This is a genomic window from Acinetobacter sp. DL27 (genome assembly GCF_055810995.1).
Map to the genome: position 1 here is coordinate 1,208,925 of NZ_CM147947.1, position 19,361 is coordinate 1,228,285.

Genomic DNA, 19,361 nt, shown 5'->3' on the forward strand with positions numbered 1-19,361 from the left:
ATGGCTTCTTATATTTTGTTAGAACAAGCGCGTTATGTAGAAGCTCTAGTTTTGGATGTTGATGGTATTTTAAGTGATGGTTTTGTGACTTTGACCAATTCAGGAGACGAAATCAAATCTTTCGATATCCGTGATGGTTTAGGCATGAAACTGGTTCAGCAAGCTGGTGTGAAAGTGATTATTATCACGGGGCGTAAAAGTCAGATCGTAGAAAAACGTATGTCTGATTTGGGCGTGGACCTTGTTTATCAGGGCCGTGAAGACAAAGGTGTTGCACTGCGCGAGGCTTGTGCAAAATTTGGTATTTCACCCGAAGATTGTTTATACATGGGCGATGACTGGCCTGACCTATCTGCATTTGCCATTGCAGGCATGAAAGTGACCGTGCCAAATGGTCATTTAGAAGTGCGTCGCCGTGCCGATTTGGTAACTCAAGCGATGGGTGGACGTGGCGCGGTACGCGAAATCTGCGATATGATTTTACAAGCCAAAGGTGTATACGAAACTTTACTTGAAAAGTACACCGCAGTCCCGCATTAATCTGTATGCATGCATGAGAGTTTAGTTAACATTTATGGATACTAAAGTTTTATATATCACCGCTGTAGCTATTGCGGCTATCAGTAGTGGTTATTACTATTACAGCGGAAAAGGGCAAAAGCTCGAGGTCGATGGTGCTCAAAGCATGACCTACTCTGCTGAACAGATCCAACTGACTCAAACAGATGAGCAGGGTAATTTATACGTCCGCGCAAAAGTAGATCGTCTTGAGCAGGACATGCAAAAGAAAACCTCTAAGTTAGAGAACTTAAATGCTGAGATGTATAAAGATGGAAAAGTGGATGCGACTTTCTATGCCAAGCAAGCCAATGGCATCAACGACAACGAAAAAGTCGTTCTGACAAACCAAGTGGTTGCAAAGAAAATGTTGGATCAAGGTCAGATGCAGTTTGAGACTGCAGAACTGACCGCGTTTCCACAGACGCGTGAATTGGAATCTCAGCATCAAGTGGTTGTCACGACACCACAAGCAGAATTTGTCAGTCAGGGCTTAAAAGCGAATTTAAATACGGGTCAATATGACTTTTTCCATATTCGAGGGAAGTATGAACCATAATCCAAAATTTTCTATTTCGAAAACTTTCCTCAAGCAAACACTTGCACTGAGTTTAGGTGTGGCTGTTTCAACTTATGCCTTGGCACTGCCAAGTGACCGTAGTAAAGCGATTTCGTTGGTGGCAGATCGTGCGACTTTTAATGAAAAAACGGGTGTAACGACGTATACAGGCAATGTCATCATCGAACAGGGCACGATGAAACTACAAGCGGATTCGATTGTTGCCAACTTAAATCAAACCCGTCAAATTAGTACCATTACGGCCAATGGTAAGCCTGCGCGTTTCCAGCAGCAAGTCAGTACCAATAAAGGTATTGCTAAAGGTCAGGCGCAAAAAATTATTTATAATGCAGAAACAGGCATTATTACTTTATCGGGCAGCGCACTTCTAGAACAAGATGGTGCCAGTATTCGCGGTAATACATTACGTTATAGTATGAATAAAGGTGACATTGAAGCGATTGGCACACCAAACAGTAGTGGTTCGTCGAGTGGTCGTGTTCAAATTGTGATTCCACCTTCAGGTTCTCAATCCTTCCCGGGAGCGCGTGACTAATGGAGCAAACTCTCAATCAGCCACAAACCCTATGTATTAAGCATCTTGCGAAAAACTACAGTAAGCGTTGGGTAGTGAAAGATGTATCTTTCAGCATGCAAAGTGGACAAATCGTAGGTTTGCTCGGTCCTAATGGTGCAGGGAAAACTACCAGCTTCTATATGGTGGTTGGACTGGTGCGTATGGACAAAGGTGAAATTCATCTTGATGACCTAGATATGTCTGATTTGGCCATGCATGAACGTGCGCGTAAAGGCATTGGTTACTTACCTCAAGAAGCCTCAATTTTTAGAAAACTCACTATTTCTGAAAATATTATGTCGATTTTGGAAACGCGTAAAGACCTGAACAAGGAACAACGTAAACAGCGTTTGCATGAATTGCTGGCCGATTTCAAAATTAGCCATATTAAAGATTCATTGGGTATGAGTGTGTCTGGTGGTGAACGTCGTCGTGCTGAAATTGCACGTGCACTGGCAGCCGATCCAAAATTTATGTTGCTCGATGAACCTTTTGCTGGGGTTGACCCAATTTCAGTGGGTGACATTAAAGATATTATTCGTACCCTAAAAGACCGTGGTATTGGCGTTCTTATTACGGACCATAACGTTCGTGAGACTTTGGCGATTTGTGAACGTGCTTATATCGTGAGTGAAGGGGCGGTGATTGCTGAAGGTTCTCCAGATGAAATCTTAGCCAATGAAACCGTACGTCAAGTTTACCTTGGTGATGACTTCACTGTGTAAGCATTTTCTGCGTCAATGAAAATAATTGGCGCAGATTTCCCTCTCATATGTTTAATCCATCGCTTTGCATTGAATTAATAATAGGGCATTCCTTTATATTCAAACTGCGCGCTCTACCATCCTTTTGAAATCGCTTCTTTCAGCATGTTCCACAGTATGCATATCTGTTTATTTTGTATGGGCTTAAAGCGAAAAGCTATTTTCATACGATAGCTGATTGAAAGTACGTTATAATTTTTGTGAAATTTTTAAAAATTACGCTATGCCATTTACCATCTCTAGTTTAGTGAGCTATGAAGAAGACATTAAGAAAAGTCGTTTTCAAGCTTTTGCTGTGCCTGTAGAAAATGAACAAGCCGTTAAAAATTTTCTAGAGCAATATAAAGATATCAGTACTACGCATCAGTGCTGGGCATGGAAAATTGGTCATAATGTTCGTTTTAATGATGACGGTGAACCTTCAGGTACTGCAGGTCGTCCTATTTTAGCGACCATTGAAGGAAATGAACTAACCAATGTTTTGGTTTTGGTCAATCGTTGGTATGGTGGCGTCAAGTTAGGCACAGGCGGACTGGTACGTGCTTATGGTGGAACTGCAGGACAGTGTTTACTGTTGGCTGAAAAAATAGAACTCATTGAAAAGAAAAAAGTGCATTTTGCCTGCCAATTTAATGAATGGGCGATTTTCCAGTACGAGCTGAATAGCCAGCAGATTGAGTTTAATGAGCAATATACTGCGGATGGTGTACTTGTAGAGGCATTATTACAAGTGCATCAGATTGAAGCGCTCAGACTTAAAATACAAGACGTAACCCGTGGGCGTGAAGCGTTAAAAATTATGGATGACCATCATGACTGATCCCTTATTAAAATATCGTGAGCAGCATAAGCATCGCTTAAACTATATGCCCTGGTTGTATTGGTCGCTCAAGCCTAAAAACCGTGTGTGGGCTGAAGCATGGCAGCAAGAATACCAAGCTTATTTAATGGAAATGGAAACCGTTGAAATTGGTCAAAACTGTTTTATTTCTCCATTGGCACACATATTTGCAGAGCCTGGTCGCAAAATTGTCATTGGGGACAACACCTTTATTGCTGCTGATTGTACTTTGCATGGGCCTTTAGAGATTGGCAGTGAAGTCGCGATCAACCATCATTGTATTTTGGATGGTGGTCGTGTGGGGATTAAGTTACATGATCAAGTGCGTATTGCAGCCTATTGTCACTTATATGCCTTTGATCATGGCATGGCACTCAGTGATCCGATTTATCAACAACCTGTACGCTCACAAGGGATAGAAATTGGTCGGGATGTTTGGTTGGGTGCACATGTGGGCGTGAAAGATGGAGTGAAAATTGGCGCACATGCTGTGGTGGGGATGAATAGTATGGTAACCAAAGATATCGCCGAGCAATCGATTGTTGCTGGCAATCCCGCACAGTTTATTCGTTTACGTGATTAAGATATCAAAGAATATTGAACATTTATCAATACTTAATTACATAAAAACCTGCCATCAAAAAAAAAGATATGCTAAGTTTAGAACAACAATGAGACCTTATACCAAATGCGGTGTAATGAGAGGCGATAATGAAACGAGTCATTGCATGTATTGATTCTTCCCCTTGTATCAATGCCCTAGCAGAAGCTGCGGCGTGGATTGCAAAACAGACGGGGCGGGAATTGGTCCTTTTACAAGTTTTGGATTATTATCCTGCAAGTTATCACTTAGGTGAAATTAGCGGGGTAATTGGATTTGAAAGCAATGCAATGTTGCTCAAAGAGCTGGCTGAATTAGAGCAAAAACAAAGTGAACTTGCGCTCAGTTATAGCAATAATTTGCTCGATCATATTTCTAAACTCATTCTCGAAACGCATGGCCTACATACGACACATATTCAAGAAAAGGGTGACTTTCTAGAGCAAAGTTTTAACTTATTGCATGAAGATGACATTGTGGTGATTGGCCGTGTGGGTGAGAAATCGGCTGAACGCAATAAACCATTGGGCAGTAATGTTGAAAACTTTATCCGTGGTGCAAACTGTACCGTCATGACGGTAGGTGATAGCTTTAAGCCACCTACGCGCTTTATCTTTGCCTACGAGTATTCACCGACGTGTGTGAAGATGATGAAACGGATTGCGCAAAGTGATCTACTGCGCCTCTTACAATGCCATTTGGTCTATGTCGGTGACCACCCTGAAATTTTAAGAGAGCCTGAACAATATCTGAAAGATGCAAATTTGGATGTGATTACAGAATATCGTTACGGCGACGTGGCTGAAAATATTCTGGAATACCAAAATGAGCATGGCATACAACTGATTGTGCTCGGTGCGTTCAGCCACAGTAAAATTCATCAGTTCTTCTTGGGCAGTATTGCAACTACCATTTTTAGGAATGCCAAAGTTCCCTTACTGGTGGCACGTTAATTTAGAGTGATTTATCTAAATTGGAACTGTTTTATCCATAGTTATCCGCATTAATTGTGGATAACTATATGGACAGTAAATGTAAGTTTATAATTTATATAAGCTTAAATTAATCGATTGTTTTTTAATCTAAGTTTTAGCTTATTTTACAATGGCTAAGGCAAATCCATCATGTCCTTTGCTACCGACCGTTTGAAGTGCTGTGCACGACAAAATTTTTGGATGGTTTTGCATCGCTTTGAACATATCTCGAATCCCTTCAATACTTGGTTTATGATTTTCAGGATTGATAATATCGCCTGCACGAATTACGTTATCGAGGAAAATCAAAGTACCTGAATGAGATAGGTTCAGGCTTAATTCCAAATACTCTGGGTAGCTTTGTTTATCGGCATCAATGAAAATAAAGTCGAAAGGTTCAATATCTGCAGGCAGTGATTTAAGGATATCTGCTGCGCGTCCACATTTGAGTTCAACGGTTTGTTTGAGCTGAGCTTTGTCGATATTTTCTTGGCCCATCGCGGCATGTGTATCACGCCCTTCAATCGTTAAAATATAACCGTCTTCAGGTAAAGCACGCGCTAACCACATGGTGCTATAGGCAGCAAAAGTTCCGAGCTCCAACACACGTTTACATTGATTCATTTGAATCAGCATTTGTAAAAGCATGCCTTGGTTGGGTGCAACAGCTAAGTGATCTGGAAAACCATGCTTCTCAGTATTTTCTAAAGTTTGCAGTAGAATTGGGTCTTCAGGAATTAAATGTGCATCGATATAGTTATCAATCTCTGTCCACATTTGTTGCATAGCATGTTCACCTTGGTTGCGATGAGGAGCATTTTAAACTTTTATTTTCAGAGTGCAATTTTTCCGACCATATTTGTTGAAATCAATGCTCAAAAAAAGAGGTCATATTGACCTCTTTTAATTTTTAAAAACTAGTAACTACACATCGAAGAATTGCGACTGAGGTCTGGGCCCCATGTACGATATCCTTGGGTATCAATGTGAATCTGACCAGAAGCATATAAACCTAAGCCCATGTTCAAGCTCTGACCATGTTGGGTCCAAAATTGGCATAGACGATATTTTGTATTTTCAATATAAGCATAATCTTCGGGTTGTGGGTTTTCAGACCCAATTCGAAAATCGATGGCAGAATTGAATAAGTGGCGCGACGAGTTTGCACCGCCAGCACATTGGTTTAAAGGCAGATCACGATAAACCGAAGTGACTTCAAAATCGGTCAGTACTTTGGCTGCAACTAAATATTTAAATACTTTTAAGGTCGCAATTTGGTTTTTCCAAAGTTCACGGTTCGGGATCATATATTGTGAACGACCACATTTTTGCCAGTCACGTGCTGTTCTGAGCAGTTCAAAGCTTGGGATGATATTTCCCACACCATTGCGTTCAAGAAAAACTTCATACTCACGTACGCGTGCTAGCGTGTCACCGACAGACATCCAAGCATTGTAGGTATAAGGAATAATTTTAGGTGGAGCAGGGCGGTCAAAACTAATTTTCTCTTGCGGGATAAAAATACGTTTTCCATCAGGAGTTGTGATGGTCTGTCCTTTGTGGGATGAAGTCGTACAGCCAATCATCACCAAGGGGATTATGCTAACCGCAAATAATCCCTTTAAAAATTTCTTCATTATAGAAATCAAATATTTAAAAAATACGCCTATTATTTTAATCCAAATTTGTGAGGAAAAATTGGAAATATTGCAATCAAATGTGTGTTTTAGGTATAAAAAAAGATCAGCTTATGCTGATCTTTTTCTGGCTTACTTTTCTAAGTATTGTAACTTATCTGCTTTACCGTTCCATTCTTCACGGTCAGCAGGTTGGTCACCAATCTGGGTAATGTTTGGCCAAGTTTGTGATAATTCAGCATTTAGTTCAATAAATACTTCTTGACCTTCTGGCAGTTCATCTTCAGAGAAAATTGCATTTGCTGGACATTCAGGTTCACAAAGTGCGCAATCGATACATTCGTCTGGATTGATCACTAGAAAGTTTGGACCTTCATAGAAACAGTCTACTGGACAAACTTCTACGCAGTCTTGATATTTACATTTAATACAATTTTCAGTGACAACAAAGGTCATGGCGAAGGCTACCTAAAAATATGGTTCTAATAACTAATGTGTATTTTAGGCAAAAACAGCACCAACTAACAATTGCTTTTATTGATATTTGTTATATGCACGGCTGTTAAATTTGATAAAAACTGAACATTCTGCTGAAAACTGCTTTTGACAATAAAAAAAGACCGTCATTGCGACGGTCTAGATAGGTTACAAAAATAGAAAACTACTATGAATGTAACTGATCTTTCAATGCATAAAGCTGCTGTAAGGCTTCACGTGGGCTTAAGTTATCGACATCAATGCTCTTAAGTAGTTCAAGTGCGGCAGAAGGCTTCTCGATTTCGACCACACGTTCAATGATTTCAAGTTCAGGCGTTTCTATTACAGCAAATAAATCATTTTGAACGACTTTAGGTTTTTGCAGTTGTTGCTTCTCTAAAATTTTCAGACGATTTTGTGCTTCTTTGATCACACTGGCAGGAATACCCGCCAATTTTGCTACTTGTAAGCCGTGACTTTGGCTCGCTGGCCCATGTTGGACTTTATGTAACAAAATGAGGTTGCCGTTGAGTTCTTTTGCGGTGACATGGTAGTTATCAATAGCAGTTTCTTTGGCCAGTTCAGTCAGTTCAAAGTAGTGTGTGGCAAATAAACATAAGCATTTAATACGTTTGGTTAAGTCGAGTACGCAGGCCCATGCCAAAGATAAGCCATCATAGGTACTGGTGCCACGACCAACTTCATCCATCAGAACCAGTGACTGATTGGTTGCATGATGTAGGATTTGCGAGGTCTCAGTCATTTCCACCATAAAGGTCGATTTGCCTGTAGATAGGTCATCCGCAGAACCAATACGGGTAAAGATTCGGTCAATTGGACCTAATACTGCCGATTGGGCAGGTACATATGAGCCACAATAGGCCAATAGGCTAATTAAAGCCGTTTGACGCATAAAGGTTGATTTACCACCCATGTTAGGGCCAGTAATAATGGCCATGCGGTGGTTGAAATCAAGTGTCGTGTCATTCGGTGTAAATGTAGCCTTATTCAAAGCCTCAACCACTGGATGACGTCCCGCAATAATTTTAACCCCAATTTCTGGACTATACTCAGGACGTGACCAATTGCGTAAGCGAGCCTGATGTGCAAAGTTGGCTAAGAGGTCAATCTGCGCAATAGCGCTGCTCATCATTTGTAAATGACCAATATCGGCGCGCAGTTCATCTAAAAGCATTTCGAACAGCATTTTTTCGCGAGCTAATGCACGAGATTCACTCGAAAGTACCTTGTCTTCAAAGGTTTTTAGCTCAGGCGTGATATAACGCTCAGCATTTTTCAAGGTTTGACGTCGAATGTAGTGATCAGGCGCTTGCTCGGCTTGCGCACGGGTCAGTTCAATGTAATACCCGCTGACACGGTTATAGCCAATTTTTAAGGTCGAAATTCCAGTATTTTGACGTTCTTGAATTTCAAGGTCGATCAAGTACTGTCCTGCATGATCGCGGATTTTACGTAGTTCATCCAGTTCATGATCGAAACCTTCCGCTATCACATTTCCATCTCGTAAAAGCACAGGTGGATGTTCAACGATGGCAGACATTAAACGTTGATGTAAGCCATGGAAATCACCCAATTCCTCATTCAATTGGGTAATGAGTGCGGACTGTTTGCTTTGGATCACGGGTTGAATGGCATGACGTAAATAAGGGACTTGCGCACAGGCTTGACGCAGCTGCACTAAGTCACGTGGACGGGCACTGCCTAAAGCCACACGGCTGAGAACACGTTCAATGTCTCCAATTTCTTTTAATACTAAACGGACTGGCGATTCATGGTAGCCATCCACAAGGCTCTTGGTGGCGTCTAAACGTGCATCGAGCAGCTTGGTATCACGTAAAGGCTGCATTAACGTACGGCTAAGTAAACGTCCACCCATGGCTGTTTGACAGTCATTGATGAGTTGGAATAAGGATGTGCCGTGTTCAAACAGAGGCTCAACCAACTCTAAGTTTCTACGTGTCACAGGATCAAGCGCAATGAAATCACTGCTTTGTTCCAGTTTAATAGACCGAATATGCGGCAAGGCAGTCTTTTGCGTTTCTTTGGCATAATGAATCAGCGATGCTGCTGCTGCTTTGGCAAGCGGCAAATGGTCAATACCGAAACCAGCTAAAGTCGATACAGCAAACTGATCACATAAGGTTTTTTGTGCATTGTTTAAATTAAAGTCGACATTTGGACGGCGTGTCACGGGGCAGTCGAGCAGTTTTTTAATGTGTTCAATGATGTTGGGGTCGACAATATTTTCATCGACCAAAATTTCACTTGGCATGAGGCGAGACAGTTCAATGCCGAGTTGCTCAAGTTGGAACTCTTGTTGCTGTACTTTGAATAACCCCGCACTTAAATCTAACAGTGCAATACCAATTTCATTTTGTTGTACGCAAAGCGCGACAAGGTTTGAACTTTGATGTGCCGTCAGTAAGGCATCGTCAGTCAGCGTACCCGGTGTAATAATCCGGACAACGCCACGTTCAACAGGGGCCTTACCTGTAACTTCACCAATTTGCTCGCAAATAACGACGGTTTCGCCTTTTTTCACCAAGCGAGCAAGGTAGCCTTCAGCTGCATGGTAAGGAACACCTGCCATAGGGATGGGTTGACCATTGGCTTTGCCACGATGGGTCAGGGTAATTCCGAGAAGTTTAGCGGCCTTATGTGCATCTTCAAAAAATAGCTCGTAGAAGTCACCCATACGATAGAACATCAAAGAGTGCGGATGTTGCATTTTGACGCCCATGTACTGTTGCATCATGGGTGTGAGGGTGGACAAATCAGTTATGATTCCCGAATTGCTCATGTAGGTGAAATCCTTAAATCTTTGAAAATGCACAATATAAAAATAGACCGAGCGACACCGCTTACCGTATGTATTTATGTGCTATGAACAGCTATTGTATGAATGGCAATATCTTAGCAAAATTGAAAACGACTAAACAATAAATCATCTATAAAGCGAACAGTTGTTAAACAGCCAAGTGATTATTGCTGTAGGCGTTAGGTGTAAAGCAAAAATAAAAAAGCCTAAACATCTGTTTAGGCTTTTTAAGTTTAAGGCTTATACAGACCGAGTTCAGTCAGGTGCAACCGCAGGATACGACGTAACTCAAGAACGGCTTCAGGCGTTTCTTGAATAGAATGTCCACCTTTAATAATCTTCTCCGACAATGCACCATCCAGATGGGCACTCGTATAAGGCACAACATCGTCTGTAATGATATTGAGGTCATCACTTTTGGTCGCATTCCCCATGATGCTGTGGAATTTCATGCCTTTGTATGGAACGACATTTTTAGTTAATCGAGTAAAGTTAGAGTTTTTGCTGAGATCACTTGGCCCATTTTGAATGAGTCCATTATCGACATCTTTAATGAAGGCTTGTAGGTCAGGGTCACTACTTTGTATAACATCGGTCAGTGCCCCCAAAAACGCACCTGGTAGACGAATGACTTTACGTGCCGCAAGGGTAAACCAGCGGTCAGCAAACTCTGTTCCACGATGTGGGGCTGCTAAGAAAATGGCCCGACTAAAGTTTGGAATCGGTTGAATGTCCAGGCGTGATTTAAACAGAGGATCATTTTTAAATTGTTGCACACGTCGATTGGGTAGCAGTTTCATTGCCGCAGGGGTTAAGTCAGCATCGCTCACTAAAAGCCGTGCAATAATGCCGCCCATACTATGTCCCACTAGCACAGCATCCTTTTTGGCAGGCGCTTTGCTGTCGACCAAATTAAAGCTTTGTTGAATGATTGCATAGATTTGGAAACGACTTTCCAAAATTGGCATATTGGTCGAGTAGAACACTTGCCAGACTTGATAGTGTTCACGTAGCACGGGATCGCCCATGACATCATTCGTCAGACGAACCCATGCCTCGGGACTGCTGGCTAGTCCGTGAACGAGCACCACCACTTTTTTATTTGGATTGTACGGCTCAAGCATGTATAGGTGCGGCATGGTGAGGCGTGCATCACGATCAATTAGTGATAAATACGCGGCTTTACCTAAATTGTTTTGTGCTAACCATAAGCCATAAGGCGCAGAAAAGTTTGCAGCAAGAGGGTAACTTTTGCCTGCAATTTTCGCAGATTCAAACTTATAGGGATCATAAGCTGAGATTTCAAACTCAGGGTTGTTTAAGATTTCATCGATATTGGATGCAGAGCGTGGCTGTGCGGTAATAGTCGCTGCTAAATAACGGGCATTGTGAATGTTAGGATTACGACCATTGGTGTACTGATAATGTAGTGGATCGACAATATATTTGGCTTTTTCTGGTGAGGTATCATTGTGCTCGGGTGGGAGGACAATCAGAAACTCTGAACCAAAACCATCGCGACGTGTGATAGAGCGCAGACCTGAAAAGTTCATATTGTAAGTTGACATCAGTTGTTCAACTTGACGGTTTTTTAAAAGTGGGTAGTTATCATAATTTATGCGGTAAATACTTTGTCCCACTTTGATTTGATTACCGACTTCAGATGGCCCATGGCGTAAGCCATAACTATTTACAAGTTTAGCGATAGCCTGGTTATAAAAGTCACGGAGTTGGACTTGACGGTTATCAAAAATACGGTCTTGGGGGCCACGTTTGGTGTTAAACATGTAGGCATAACTGTAGCGAATGCTTTTATCCAGCATACCGAGTTGTTGATCTAAGCAGCTTTGGTAGTTTTGTTTTTGCAGCGCCTGTTTTTCTTCAGACTGGGTCTTGGCTAAAATACTCACTTTACAGGCTGATGATTTTTCTAAGGAAAGTGCTTTAGCGAGATAAAGTTCGCTGGCAGTAGAGAGGAGCTGTTCATCTTGAATTTGTGGAATTTGTTTGAGTTCGCTGACACATTCTTCAGGTTGCTCTGAACAGATTTTTGCTTCTCGACCCGTCATAGACAGCACGTTTAGACTCGCTTCACTGAGCTTATCCCGCGTTAAAATACTCTCACGCTCATTGGTAATCGTGACGTTCAGTGATTGATTTTTCACACTGACCACTTGGCAACCACTCAAAAGCGAAACGAGAGTGGTCATCATCAAGGTGCTACGGATGTATTTAGGCATAAAAAGCGTCGACTACCGTTTATTCTTTTGAATTTTTTAAATCATACGATAATTCTCGGATTTATCAATTCGCCTAAAATAAAAATAGACCGAAAATTCGGTCTATTTTTAGGTACATCAGAAGTGATGGAATTATTTTGCAGTATTTAGAACTTGCCAAACATTCCAACGACCTTGTTTTTCAATTTCATTAATCAAGCGATCCGCAACTTCAGCTTCTTGTGGATATTTCAGCTTGTAGTTTTTCAAGGTTTGCACCGCATTTTTCTTTTGTTCCATAGCGATGTAGTTATTTGCTGTCGCTAAATAGGCTTCTTGAACACCAGCTTTCATTGCTTTATCGAGGTATGGCATCGCTTCGCGTTGACCACCACCTTCAGACAAGGCAAAACCGAACCAGAAGTTTGCTTCAGGGTCTTCTTTATTAATTTTTAAAATACGCTGTGCATAAGCCAAAGACTTAGTGGTATAGACTGAACCAAGGTCTAAATTACGTGCCATAACGCTGGCTTTGAATGCACGAACCAGTACATCAAATGAAGCATTGTCTTTCGACGCTAACGTATCGAGCTGTTGTGTCACTTCTTTTAGTTTTAACTCAAAACCTTTACGTTCTTGGCGTTCTGTAAAGCGTGGTGGGTAGTGACGTGCTTTGCCTTCAACCAACTGTAAGAAGTCATCAATTTCAGTAATATCGACTTCATTGTCGCCCGCCAGTACGGCAAACTTCAACTGACGGTCTTTGCTGTTTACGGTTGGGATAATCAGTTTATTGGTGTCTAAAACTAGTTTTTTAGATGGGTCGTCAGAGCGAGTCACTTCCATTTTAGTTACGGGTTGAGCCGCTGCTTTTTTTAAGTTAATTTCAAATGGAGGTGGCGCATCATAATTAAATGGATTGAGTGCATAAAATGGTGCAGTTAATTCAGGCTCTGTAAAAACGATGGTATCGCTATTGTTCTTCGTTGGGTTTGAGCTACACGCTGTTAAAAACGAGACAGCAAGAACAGCAACCGCTAAGGGTTTAAGCATCATAAGGTTCATCCATTCATTATTTTAAGAAGTGGTATAAAAGGCATGTTCGTCAGTCTAAAAAAACTCTGATGAACATGCAAGGTTTGCTATAGGCAGGTTTTCAAAAACTAACACTTTTCATGTTTAGTCATTGGATGGTAGGCTTTGAGCTTCACATTCGCGGCGTACATCTTCCAAAATTTTCAATTCTTCAGCACTAAAGGGTTGTTCATTTTGTTGTTGCTTTTTAAAAGTTGGATCAAGCAAAGACAAACGTTGGCATAGGGTGTTCATCCTTTTCTCATTCAGCTGAATGCGGTCAAGTAGAACACGCATACCTTCAAGAATTGGATCAGACTGGTCTTGCGTTGCAGCATAAGGTTGGAAACCAATACTTTCTGCATAATCGCGACGACGTGTTTCTGCTTCATCTTTCGGTTTATCTTTAGAAATAAAGCGTGCAGGGTTACCAACTGCGGTCGTGTCGGCTGGAACAGCTTTGGTGACGACTGCATTTGAGCCGACTTTCGCATTTTTACCGACAGTAAAAGGGCCTAAAATTTTAGCACCAGCACCAACCACCACGCCGTCTTCTAAGGTGGGGTGACGTTTGCCTTTATTCCATGTGGTTCCACCTAAAGTGACACCGTGATATAAGGTCACATCGTCGCCAATTTCAGCGGTTTCACCAATCACGACGCCCATGCCATGGTCAATAAAAAAACGACGGCCAATTTTAGCACCCGGGTGAATTTCAATACCTGTTGCAAATCGGCTAAAAAAAGACAATAAACGTGCTGAGCCTTTACATTCTTTTTTCCATAACTCATGCGCCATACGGTGCATGATCAAGGCGTGAATGCCTGGATATGTGGTCAGAACTTCTAAAGTGTTTCGTGCCGCAGGATCGCGCGCGAATACAGCTTGTATATCTTCTTTGAGCTGTTTAAGCATTAGATTGATCCTCTGTTTGATCCGTATTTGACTTTTTCCATGTGCCGTTGTTTAAAGCTTGTACACGACTAAAAATACCACGAAGTAAATGATATTCCATACGATCTAATTGTATACGTCCAAAAAGACGACGCAAGCGTAAAGGCAGTAATCGAGGATTTTTTGGATCTAAAAATTCAATCTCAGCCAACATTTTTTCAATGTGCGGGTAGAACTGTTCCATTTGCTCATGTGTGACCAAAGGCTCATCCCACTGCATAGACTCTGTATTTGTTACAGGCATGGTTGCAGCTTCATTTTTACCGCTTTCCACAGCAGCAAGAGTTGCCATACGCATTTCATAACAAATCACTTGAATGGCTTGAGCCACATTTAGCACGCCATAGTCTGTATTTACAGGAATGGTGACATGATAGTTAGCCATGGCCAGTTCTTCGTTGGTCAGTCCGCGGTCTTCACGACCAAATACAACAGCAACGTCTTGCTGATCATTCACCACTGCTGAAATTGATTTTTCAGCTGCGGGACGTGCGTCTAGCAAAGGCCAAGGAATGGTACGACTACGCGCACTCGTGCCAAACACTAAATGGCAGTCTTTGATGGCATCGGCAAGAGTTTCAACGATTTCAATCTGCTCAATTAAATCAGTTGCTCCCGCAGCCAAAGCATCGATATCGGGATGTGGATAGGTTTTTGGCGCAACCAAAACCAGTTTTGAGAGTCCCATCGTTTTCATGGCGCGCAGTGCGCTACCAATGTTCGCAGGGAGTGTGGTATTGACCATGACAATACGCACATGGGAGAGATGCGCTGAAACAGCGGCATTGTCAAATTGGCTCATGATTTTTCCAATGAATCTTTAAAATTTAAATAGTTAAGAAAACTGACCGACTTCAGCCTGATATAAGTCCATGGCATCATCCATGCTCATATCCGCAGGTGGCGGTGGTACATCTACAGGTTTGGCTTCTTCATAGCTCACTGCTTTGGCAGCTTTGGATTTCACTTGATATTCCACATGAAGATTTTCTTTACCAAAATAGTCACGGAGTTTAGACAGTAGTTCATCCAGTGGTGCCACTTTCCAATTAATCCCTAAGTGCAATTCAGCCGTGGCATACGGGTAGTCCAACAGCAATTGTAGCGGGATGTGATTACACATATCGACATTACAAAAGGGTGCAAGAATATTTTTTAAATCTTGGCTTAGTGTTTTTGTACTATGCGTTGGGTCGAGACGAATTTGAATACAGTTGGCGCGTTTTTGGCGAATTTCATTTAGGGTAAATGCTTTGGTTAAACGTCCCATTGGGCGGTCAAAGCCTTCACGTTCGTAAATTTCACCTTCAATCACCACCACTTTTTCATTTTGAATGATGTCTTTAAAACGCATAAAGCGTTCATGATTCGCAGAGACTTCAATCCGTGAGGTACCATCATCTAAGGTCACCATCATTCGGTTCGGGAAGTTGGCTACATCAACCACAAGACCAGCAAAAACGGTAGTGACACCGCGACGGGTTGGGGTAAGTTCATTAATTTTGTTTGGAATAAACGCTTTCAACTCAGTGCGATAGACATCGATCGGGTGACCTGTTAAATACAACCCTAGGGTGTCTTTTTCACCTTTGAGACGGACTTCATCTGACCATGGCTTAACAGGTTTGGCAGGTTTACGTTGTACTTCTTCAACCTCCCCAAACAAGTCCATGATGCCTGTTTCACGGTTTGATCGAGCTTGATCCGCCGCTTGTACCGCTTCAGGAAGCTGCGCCATTAGACTTGAACGCTCAATGCCGAGGCAGTCTAAAGCACCTGAGCGAATCAATGCTTCTAAAGTCCGTTTATTTATTTTTTTCAGATCAATACGATGGCAGAAATCAAATAAGTCACGATACGGCCCATCTTGAATACGCGAGTCAATGACCGACTGCATCGCTGCTTCGCCGACGCCTTTAATTGCACCGAGTCCATAAACAATCGTTTTGTCGTCCGAAGCATGGAATTGATAGATGGACATATTAACCGAAGGCGGCAATACCTCTATATCATTGTGTCGACAGTCATCAATCAAGAACACCACGTTATCGGTGTTTTGCATTTCTGATGACATCACCGCTGCTAAGAATTCAGCTGGATAATGCGCTTTGAGCCATGCCGTTTGATAGGCCACTAAGGCATATGCTGCGGCATGTGATTTGTTAAAGCCATAACCTGCGAACTTTTCCATATAGTCAAAGATATGGTTGGCAGTAGCCTCATCAATGTCTTTTTTAGCAGCACCTTCCGTGAAAATTTGGCGCTGTTTGACCATTTCTTCGGGCTTTTTCTTACCCATCGCACGACGCAGTAAGTCCGCACCACCCAAGCTATAGCCTGCACAATACTGTGCCGCCTGCATTACCTGTTCTTGGTAAACCATAATGCCATAAGTCGGTTCAAGTACACCTTCAAGTAGGGGATGGAGATATTCAAACTCGCCACCATGCATACGGTGGATAAAGTCTGGAATCAGGTCCATCGGACCCGGACGGTAAAGGGATACGAAGGCGATAATTTCTTCAAATTTGCTTGGACGTGCTTCCTTGAGCATTTTTTTCATGCCCACGGATTCAAACTGGAATACTGCTGTGGTGTTGGCATTGGCAAAGATGAGGTATGCATCTTTGTCATCAAGCGGAATGAAAGCAATATCTAAAGGCACATCTAGCTGAATGCGCTTATTGATATTCTTCACGGCATCTTCAATGACCGTTAAGTTACGCAGACCCAAGAAGTCGAACTTCACTAGACCAGCAGATTCAACATCGTCTTTATCGTATTGCGCAACACGGCCTGTACCATCTGCGTCACATAAGACGGCAGAAAAGTCGGTAATTTTAGTTGGGGAAATGACCACGCCACCTGCGTGTTTACCTGTGTTACGGGTAATGCCTTCGAGCTTTAATGCCATTTCCCAAATTTCAGCCGCATCGTCATTGTCAGGGTTGGATGGGTTGGTGACAATGTCTTTAAGTTGTGGCTCTGCTTCAATCGACTCTTCGAGACTTAAACCTAAAGGTTTGGTCGGAATCATTTTTGAGATTCTGTCTGCCAAACCATAGGATTTACCCAAGACACGTGCCACGTCACGAATGGCACCTTTGGCTGCCATGGTACCGAAAGTGGCAATTTGTGATACTGCATCGCGTCCGTATGTACGCGCTACATAGTCAATCACACGATCACGACCAGCAATACAGAAATCGACGTCGAAATCGGGCATTGAAACACGTTCTGGGTTTAAGAAGCGTTCGAAAAGTAGTCCGTATGGGAGAGGATCTAGGTCCGTAATTTTTAAGCTGTAGGCAACAAGTGAACCTGCACCTGAACCACGGCCTGGACCAACCGGAACGCCATTACCTTTGGACCATTGGATGAAGTCCATGACAATCAAGAAGTAACCTGGGAAACCCATTTTAAGAATGGTCCCGATTTCATACTCTAAACGATCATCATATTCTTTACGTTTTTCAGGCCAGTATTCATCACGCGTTTCAGGTGGATATAAAAAGTCTAAACGCTCTTCTAAACCTTCTTTGGATAAATGTGCAAAGTAGGTGTCGATGGTATGGCCTTCAGGAATAGGGTAGTCAGGCAGGAAATATTTACCTAATTGCAGCGTGACGTTACAACGTTTGGCAATCTGATAAGTATTTTCAATTGCAGATGGAATGTCTGCAAATAATTCCGCCATTTGTTGGCCAGATTTAAAATATTGCTCTGGAGAGTAATTTTTTGGTCGGCGGTTATCCCCTAATACATAACCATCGGCAATACAGACCCGAGCTTCGTGTGCCTCAAAGTCTATTTCTTTCATGAAGTGCACATCGTTGTGTGCAACTACACCAATATTATATTTTTTAGCCAGTTTTAAGGCTTCATAATTGAAGTCATCTTCGCCTGAACGCTCTGTTCGACATAAAGCCAAATAAACACGATTGCCAAATTTTGCAATCCATTCTTCGAGTAAAGGTTCGGCTTTTTGTGGATTCGATGTACAGAGCATTTTGCCGACATCAGATCGCATGCCAAGTAGTGTAATCAGGTCATGGTTTTGTTCTAAAATCCAGTCTTTTGCAACGCAAGGAATATCAAGCTGTTGACCACGGATAAAACCCTCTGAAACCAGTTCAGTCAGATTACGCCAGCCAACATTACTCATCGCCAATAAAGTCGCGCGATGTTCAGCATCGTTCAAGCGAACTTCTGAACCCATAATCGGTTTGATGCCATTATCTAAGCATTTACCATAAAATTTTACAGCAGCGTGTAAGTTAGATAAGTCAGTAATGGCAAGGGCTGGCATACCTTCTGCCTTAGCAGCTTTGACTAAATCAGGTATACGTACAATTGATTCTGTGATTGAAAATTCTGTATGAATACCAAGATGTACAAAGTGCATAAGTGAGTCCCTGCAAAAACCGCTGAATAGTTTAACATGCTCTGTTGCGATTCTGAGTGCGATTCAAATGAATTGGCAAAATTTAATAGCACACAGTGTTTGGACTGTTTATTTTATTGTCAGTAAGTGCGTCATTGCTAAAAAGGGCAGTCAATGATTGCTCTGTGTCATAGAAAATTGTCTTTAACAGGCAACGGCTTGCTGAAGGGCAAAACTGTGCAAATTTCCATTTTTAAAGCCGAAGTTCAGATAAGCCGTGTAGGGTGGAGAAAAATCCTGAGGCTCTTTTAGAAAGGCTTTGACTTCATTGGGTTGGAGCAGCAAAACTTGGGCTTCACCTGATGCATTCAGTCCTTGTGCACTGTATTTAAAGTCTTGTTTAAACTGCTGCAAAGTATAATTCGGTGTGACCTGAATATTTTGCACGCGTATGTTTTCGCTCATAGCTTGAGTGCTTTTCCATTCAAGCCAAACACGGCCTTTGGTTTGACCGAGTTGTTTGAAATTCGCTTTATCTTGATAAAATTTTTCGGCCTGAATCTTAGGATTATCTTCGTTAAAAATCTCAAACTTTAGGGTTTTGGATTGGCCACTTTTAATACTGTATTCATAGTTGCCTGTACATTCAGCATATAGCTTACTGGTTTTTCCATTTGGAGGGGCGAGCAATTGACTGACTTGATGTGCTGTCACAGATGCATTGAGTTCAACCTGATTCACTTTCACACTGGTGACGTAGTTATAGGGATTTGAAGCTGCATGGCTGAGCATCGGCAAAAGACTTAGACTGATCAATAGAGTTGTTATTTTCATAGTTATAGCTTTTAAAAGTTTTGTTTGCCAGATTATATAAAATTGAGACCTGAAAAAAGCTCCCAATAT

General features: G+C 42.0%; 17 protein-coding genes. 7 read left to right on the top strand and 10 right to left on the bottom strand.

Annotation, left to right across the window (positions count from 1 at the left end):
• From AC0KVP_RS05845 to AC0KVP_RS05875, 7 genes are all read left to right on the top strand, one after another.
• Entirely contained in the window at positions 1–540 is a 540-nt protein-coding gene (locus tag AC0KVP_RS05845) for a KdsC family phosphatase (RefSeq protein ID WP_004982122.1), read from the top strand.
• A gap of 34 nt (positions 541–574) precedes the next feature.
• Entirely contained in the window at positions 575–1,117 is a 543-nt protein-coding gene (gene lptC, locus AC0KVP_RS05850) for an LPS export ABC transporter periplasmic protein LptC (RefSeq protein WP_004696345.1), read from the top strand.
• On the top strand, positions 1,107–1,673 hold the full coding sequence (gene lptA, locus AC0KVP_RS05855; RefSeq protein WP_473339596.1) for a lipopolysaccharide transport periplasmic protein LptA: 567 nt from the start codon (positions 1,107–1,109) through the stop codon (positions 1,671–1,673). The genes lptC and lptA overlap by 11 nt, the downstream gene beginning before the upstream one ends.
• A complete protein-coding gene (gene lptB / locus AC0KVP_RS05860) occupies positions 1,673–2,419 on the top strand; it encodes an LPS export ABC transporter ATP-binding protein (RefSeq protein ID WP_004696348.1) in 747 nt (248 codons plus the stop codon). The genes lptA and lptB overlap by 1 nt, the downstream gene beginning before the upstream one ends.
• 262 nt (positions 2,420–2,681) lie before the next feature.
• Entirely contained in the window at positions 2,682–3,278 is a 597-nt protein-coding gene (locus tag AC0KVP_RS05865; protein WP_473339600.1) for an IMPACT family protein, read from the top strand.
• Positions 3,271–3,882, top strand: a complete 612-nt coding sequence (locus tag AC0KVP_RS05870; RefSeq protein ID WP_125273462.1) for an acyltransferase — start codon at positions 3,271–3,273, stop codon at positions 3,880–3,882. Before AC0KVP_RS05865 ends, AC0KVP_RS05870 begins: the two co-directional genes overlap by 8 nt.
• A 128-nt stretch (positions 3,883–4,010) precedes the next feature.
• Entirely contained in the window at positions 4,011–4,853 is an 843-nt protein-coding gene (locus tag AC0KVP_RS05875) for a universal stress protein (RefSeq protein WP_004696353.1), read from the top strand.
• A gap of 141 nt (positions 4,854–4,994) precedes the next feature.
• On the opposite strand, the gene AC0KVP_RS05880 is transcribed toward AC0KVP_RS05875, so the two are convergent.
• From AC0KVP_RS05880 to AC0KVP_RS05925, 10 genes are all read right to left on the bottom strand, one after another.
• The gene (locus AC0KVP_RS05880; protein ID WP_004982107.1) at positions 4,995–5,660 is read right to left on the bottom strand and encodes an O-methyltransferase; all 666 of its coding nucleotides are present in this window, start codon (positions 5,658–5,660) and stop codon (positions 4,995–4,997) included.
• 131 nt (positions 5,661–5,791) lie between these two features.
• The gene (locus AC0KVP_RS05885; protein WP_004982106.1) at positions 5,792–6,511 is read right to left on the bottom strand and encodes a D-Ala-D-Ala carboxypeptidase family metallohydrolase; all 720 of its coding nucleotides are present in this window, start codon (positions 6,509–6,511) and stop codon (positions 5,792–5,794) included.
• A 132-nt stretch (positions 6,512–6,643) separates the two neighbouring features.
• Positions 6,644–6,967 carry a ferredoxin FdxA gene (gene fdxA, locus AC0KVP_RS05890; RefSeq protein ID WP_004696359.1) on the bottom strand — a complete coding sequence of 108 codons (324 nt, stop codon included), beginning with the start codon at positions 6,965–6,967 and terminating at the stop codon, positions 6,644–6,646.
• 208 nt (positions 6,968–7,175) lie between these two features.
• A complete protein-coding gene (gene mutS, locus AC0KVP_RS05895; protein ID WP_473339604.1) occupies positions 7,176–9,809 on the bottom strand; it encodes a DNA mismatch repair protein MutS in 2,634 nt (877 codons plus the stop codon).
• 251 nt (positions 9,810–10,060) lie between these two features.
• Positions 10,061–12,067 (bottom strand): esterase/lipase family protein, encoded by a 2,007-nt coding sequence (locus tag AC0KVP_RS05900; protein WP_473339606.1) that lies wholly within the window; start codon positions 12,065–12,067, stop codon positions 10,061–10,063.
• 132 nt (positions 12,068–12,199) lie between these two features.
• Positions 12,200–13,102, bottom strand: coding sequence for an ABUW_2363 family tetratricopeptide repeat lipoprotein (locus tag AC0KVP_RS05905; RefSeq protein WP_178895846.1), 903 nt, complete (start codon positions 13,100–13,102; stop codon positions 12,200–12,202).
• Between the two features lie 123 nt (positions 13,103–13,225).
• On the bottom strand, positions 13,226–14,035 hold the full coding sequence (cysE, locus tag AC0KVP_RS05910) for a serine O-acetyltransferase (RefSeq protein WP_473339608.1): 810 nt from the start codon (positions 14,033–14,035) through the stop codon (positions 13,226–13,228).
• Positions 14,028–14,876, bottom strand: coding sequence for an RNA methyltransferase (locus tag AC0KVP_RS05915; RefSeq protein WP_473339609.1), 849 nt, complete (start codon positions 14,874–14,876; stop codon positions 14,028–14,030). Before AC0KVP_RS05915 ends, cysE begins: the two co-directional genes overlap by 8 nt.
• Before the next feature lie 33 nt (positions 14,877–14,909).
• Positions 14,910–18,479 carry a DNA polymerase III subunit alpha gene (dnaE, locus tag AC0KVP_RS05920; RefSeq protein ID WP_473339612.1) on the bottom strand — a complete coding sequence of 1,190 codons (3,570 nt, stop codon included), beginning with the start codon at positions 18,477–18,479 and terminating at the stop codon, positions 14,910–14,912.
• 183 nt (positions 18,480–18,662) lie between these two features.
• A complete protein-coding gene (locus AC0KVP_RS05925; protein ID WP_473339614.1) occupies positions 18,663–19,292 on the bottom strand; it encodes a hypothetical protein in 630 nt (209 codons plus the stop codon).
• Positions 19,293–19,361 lie beyond the last annotated feature (69 nt).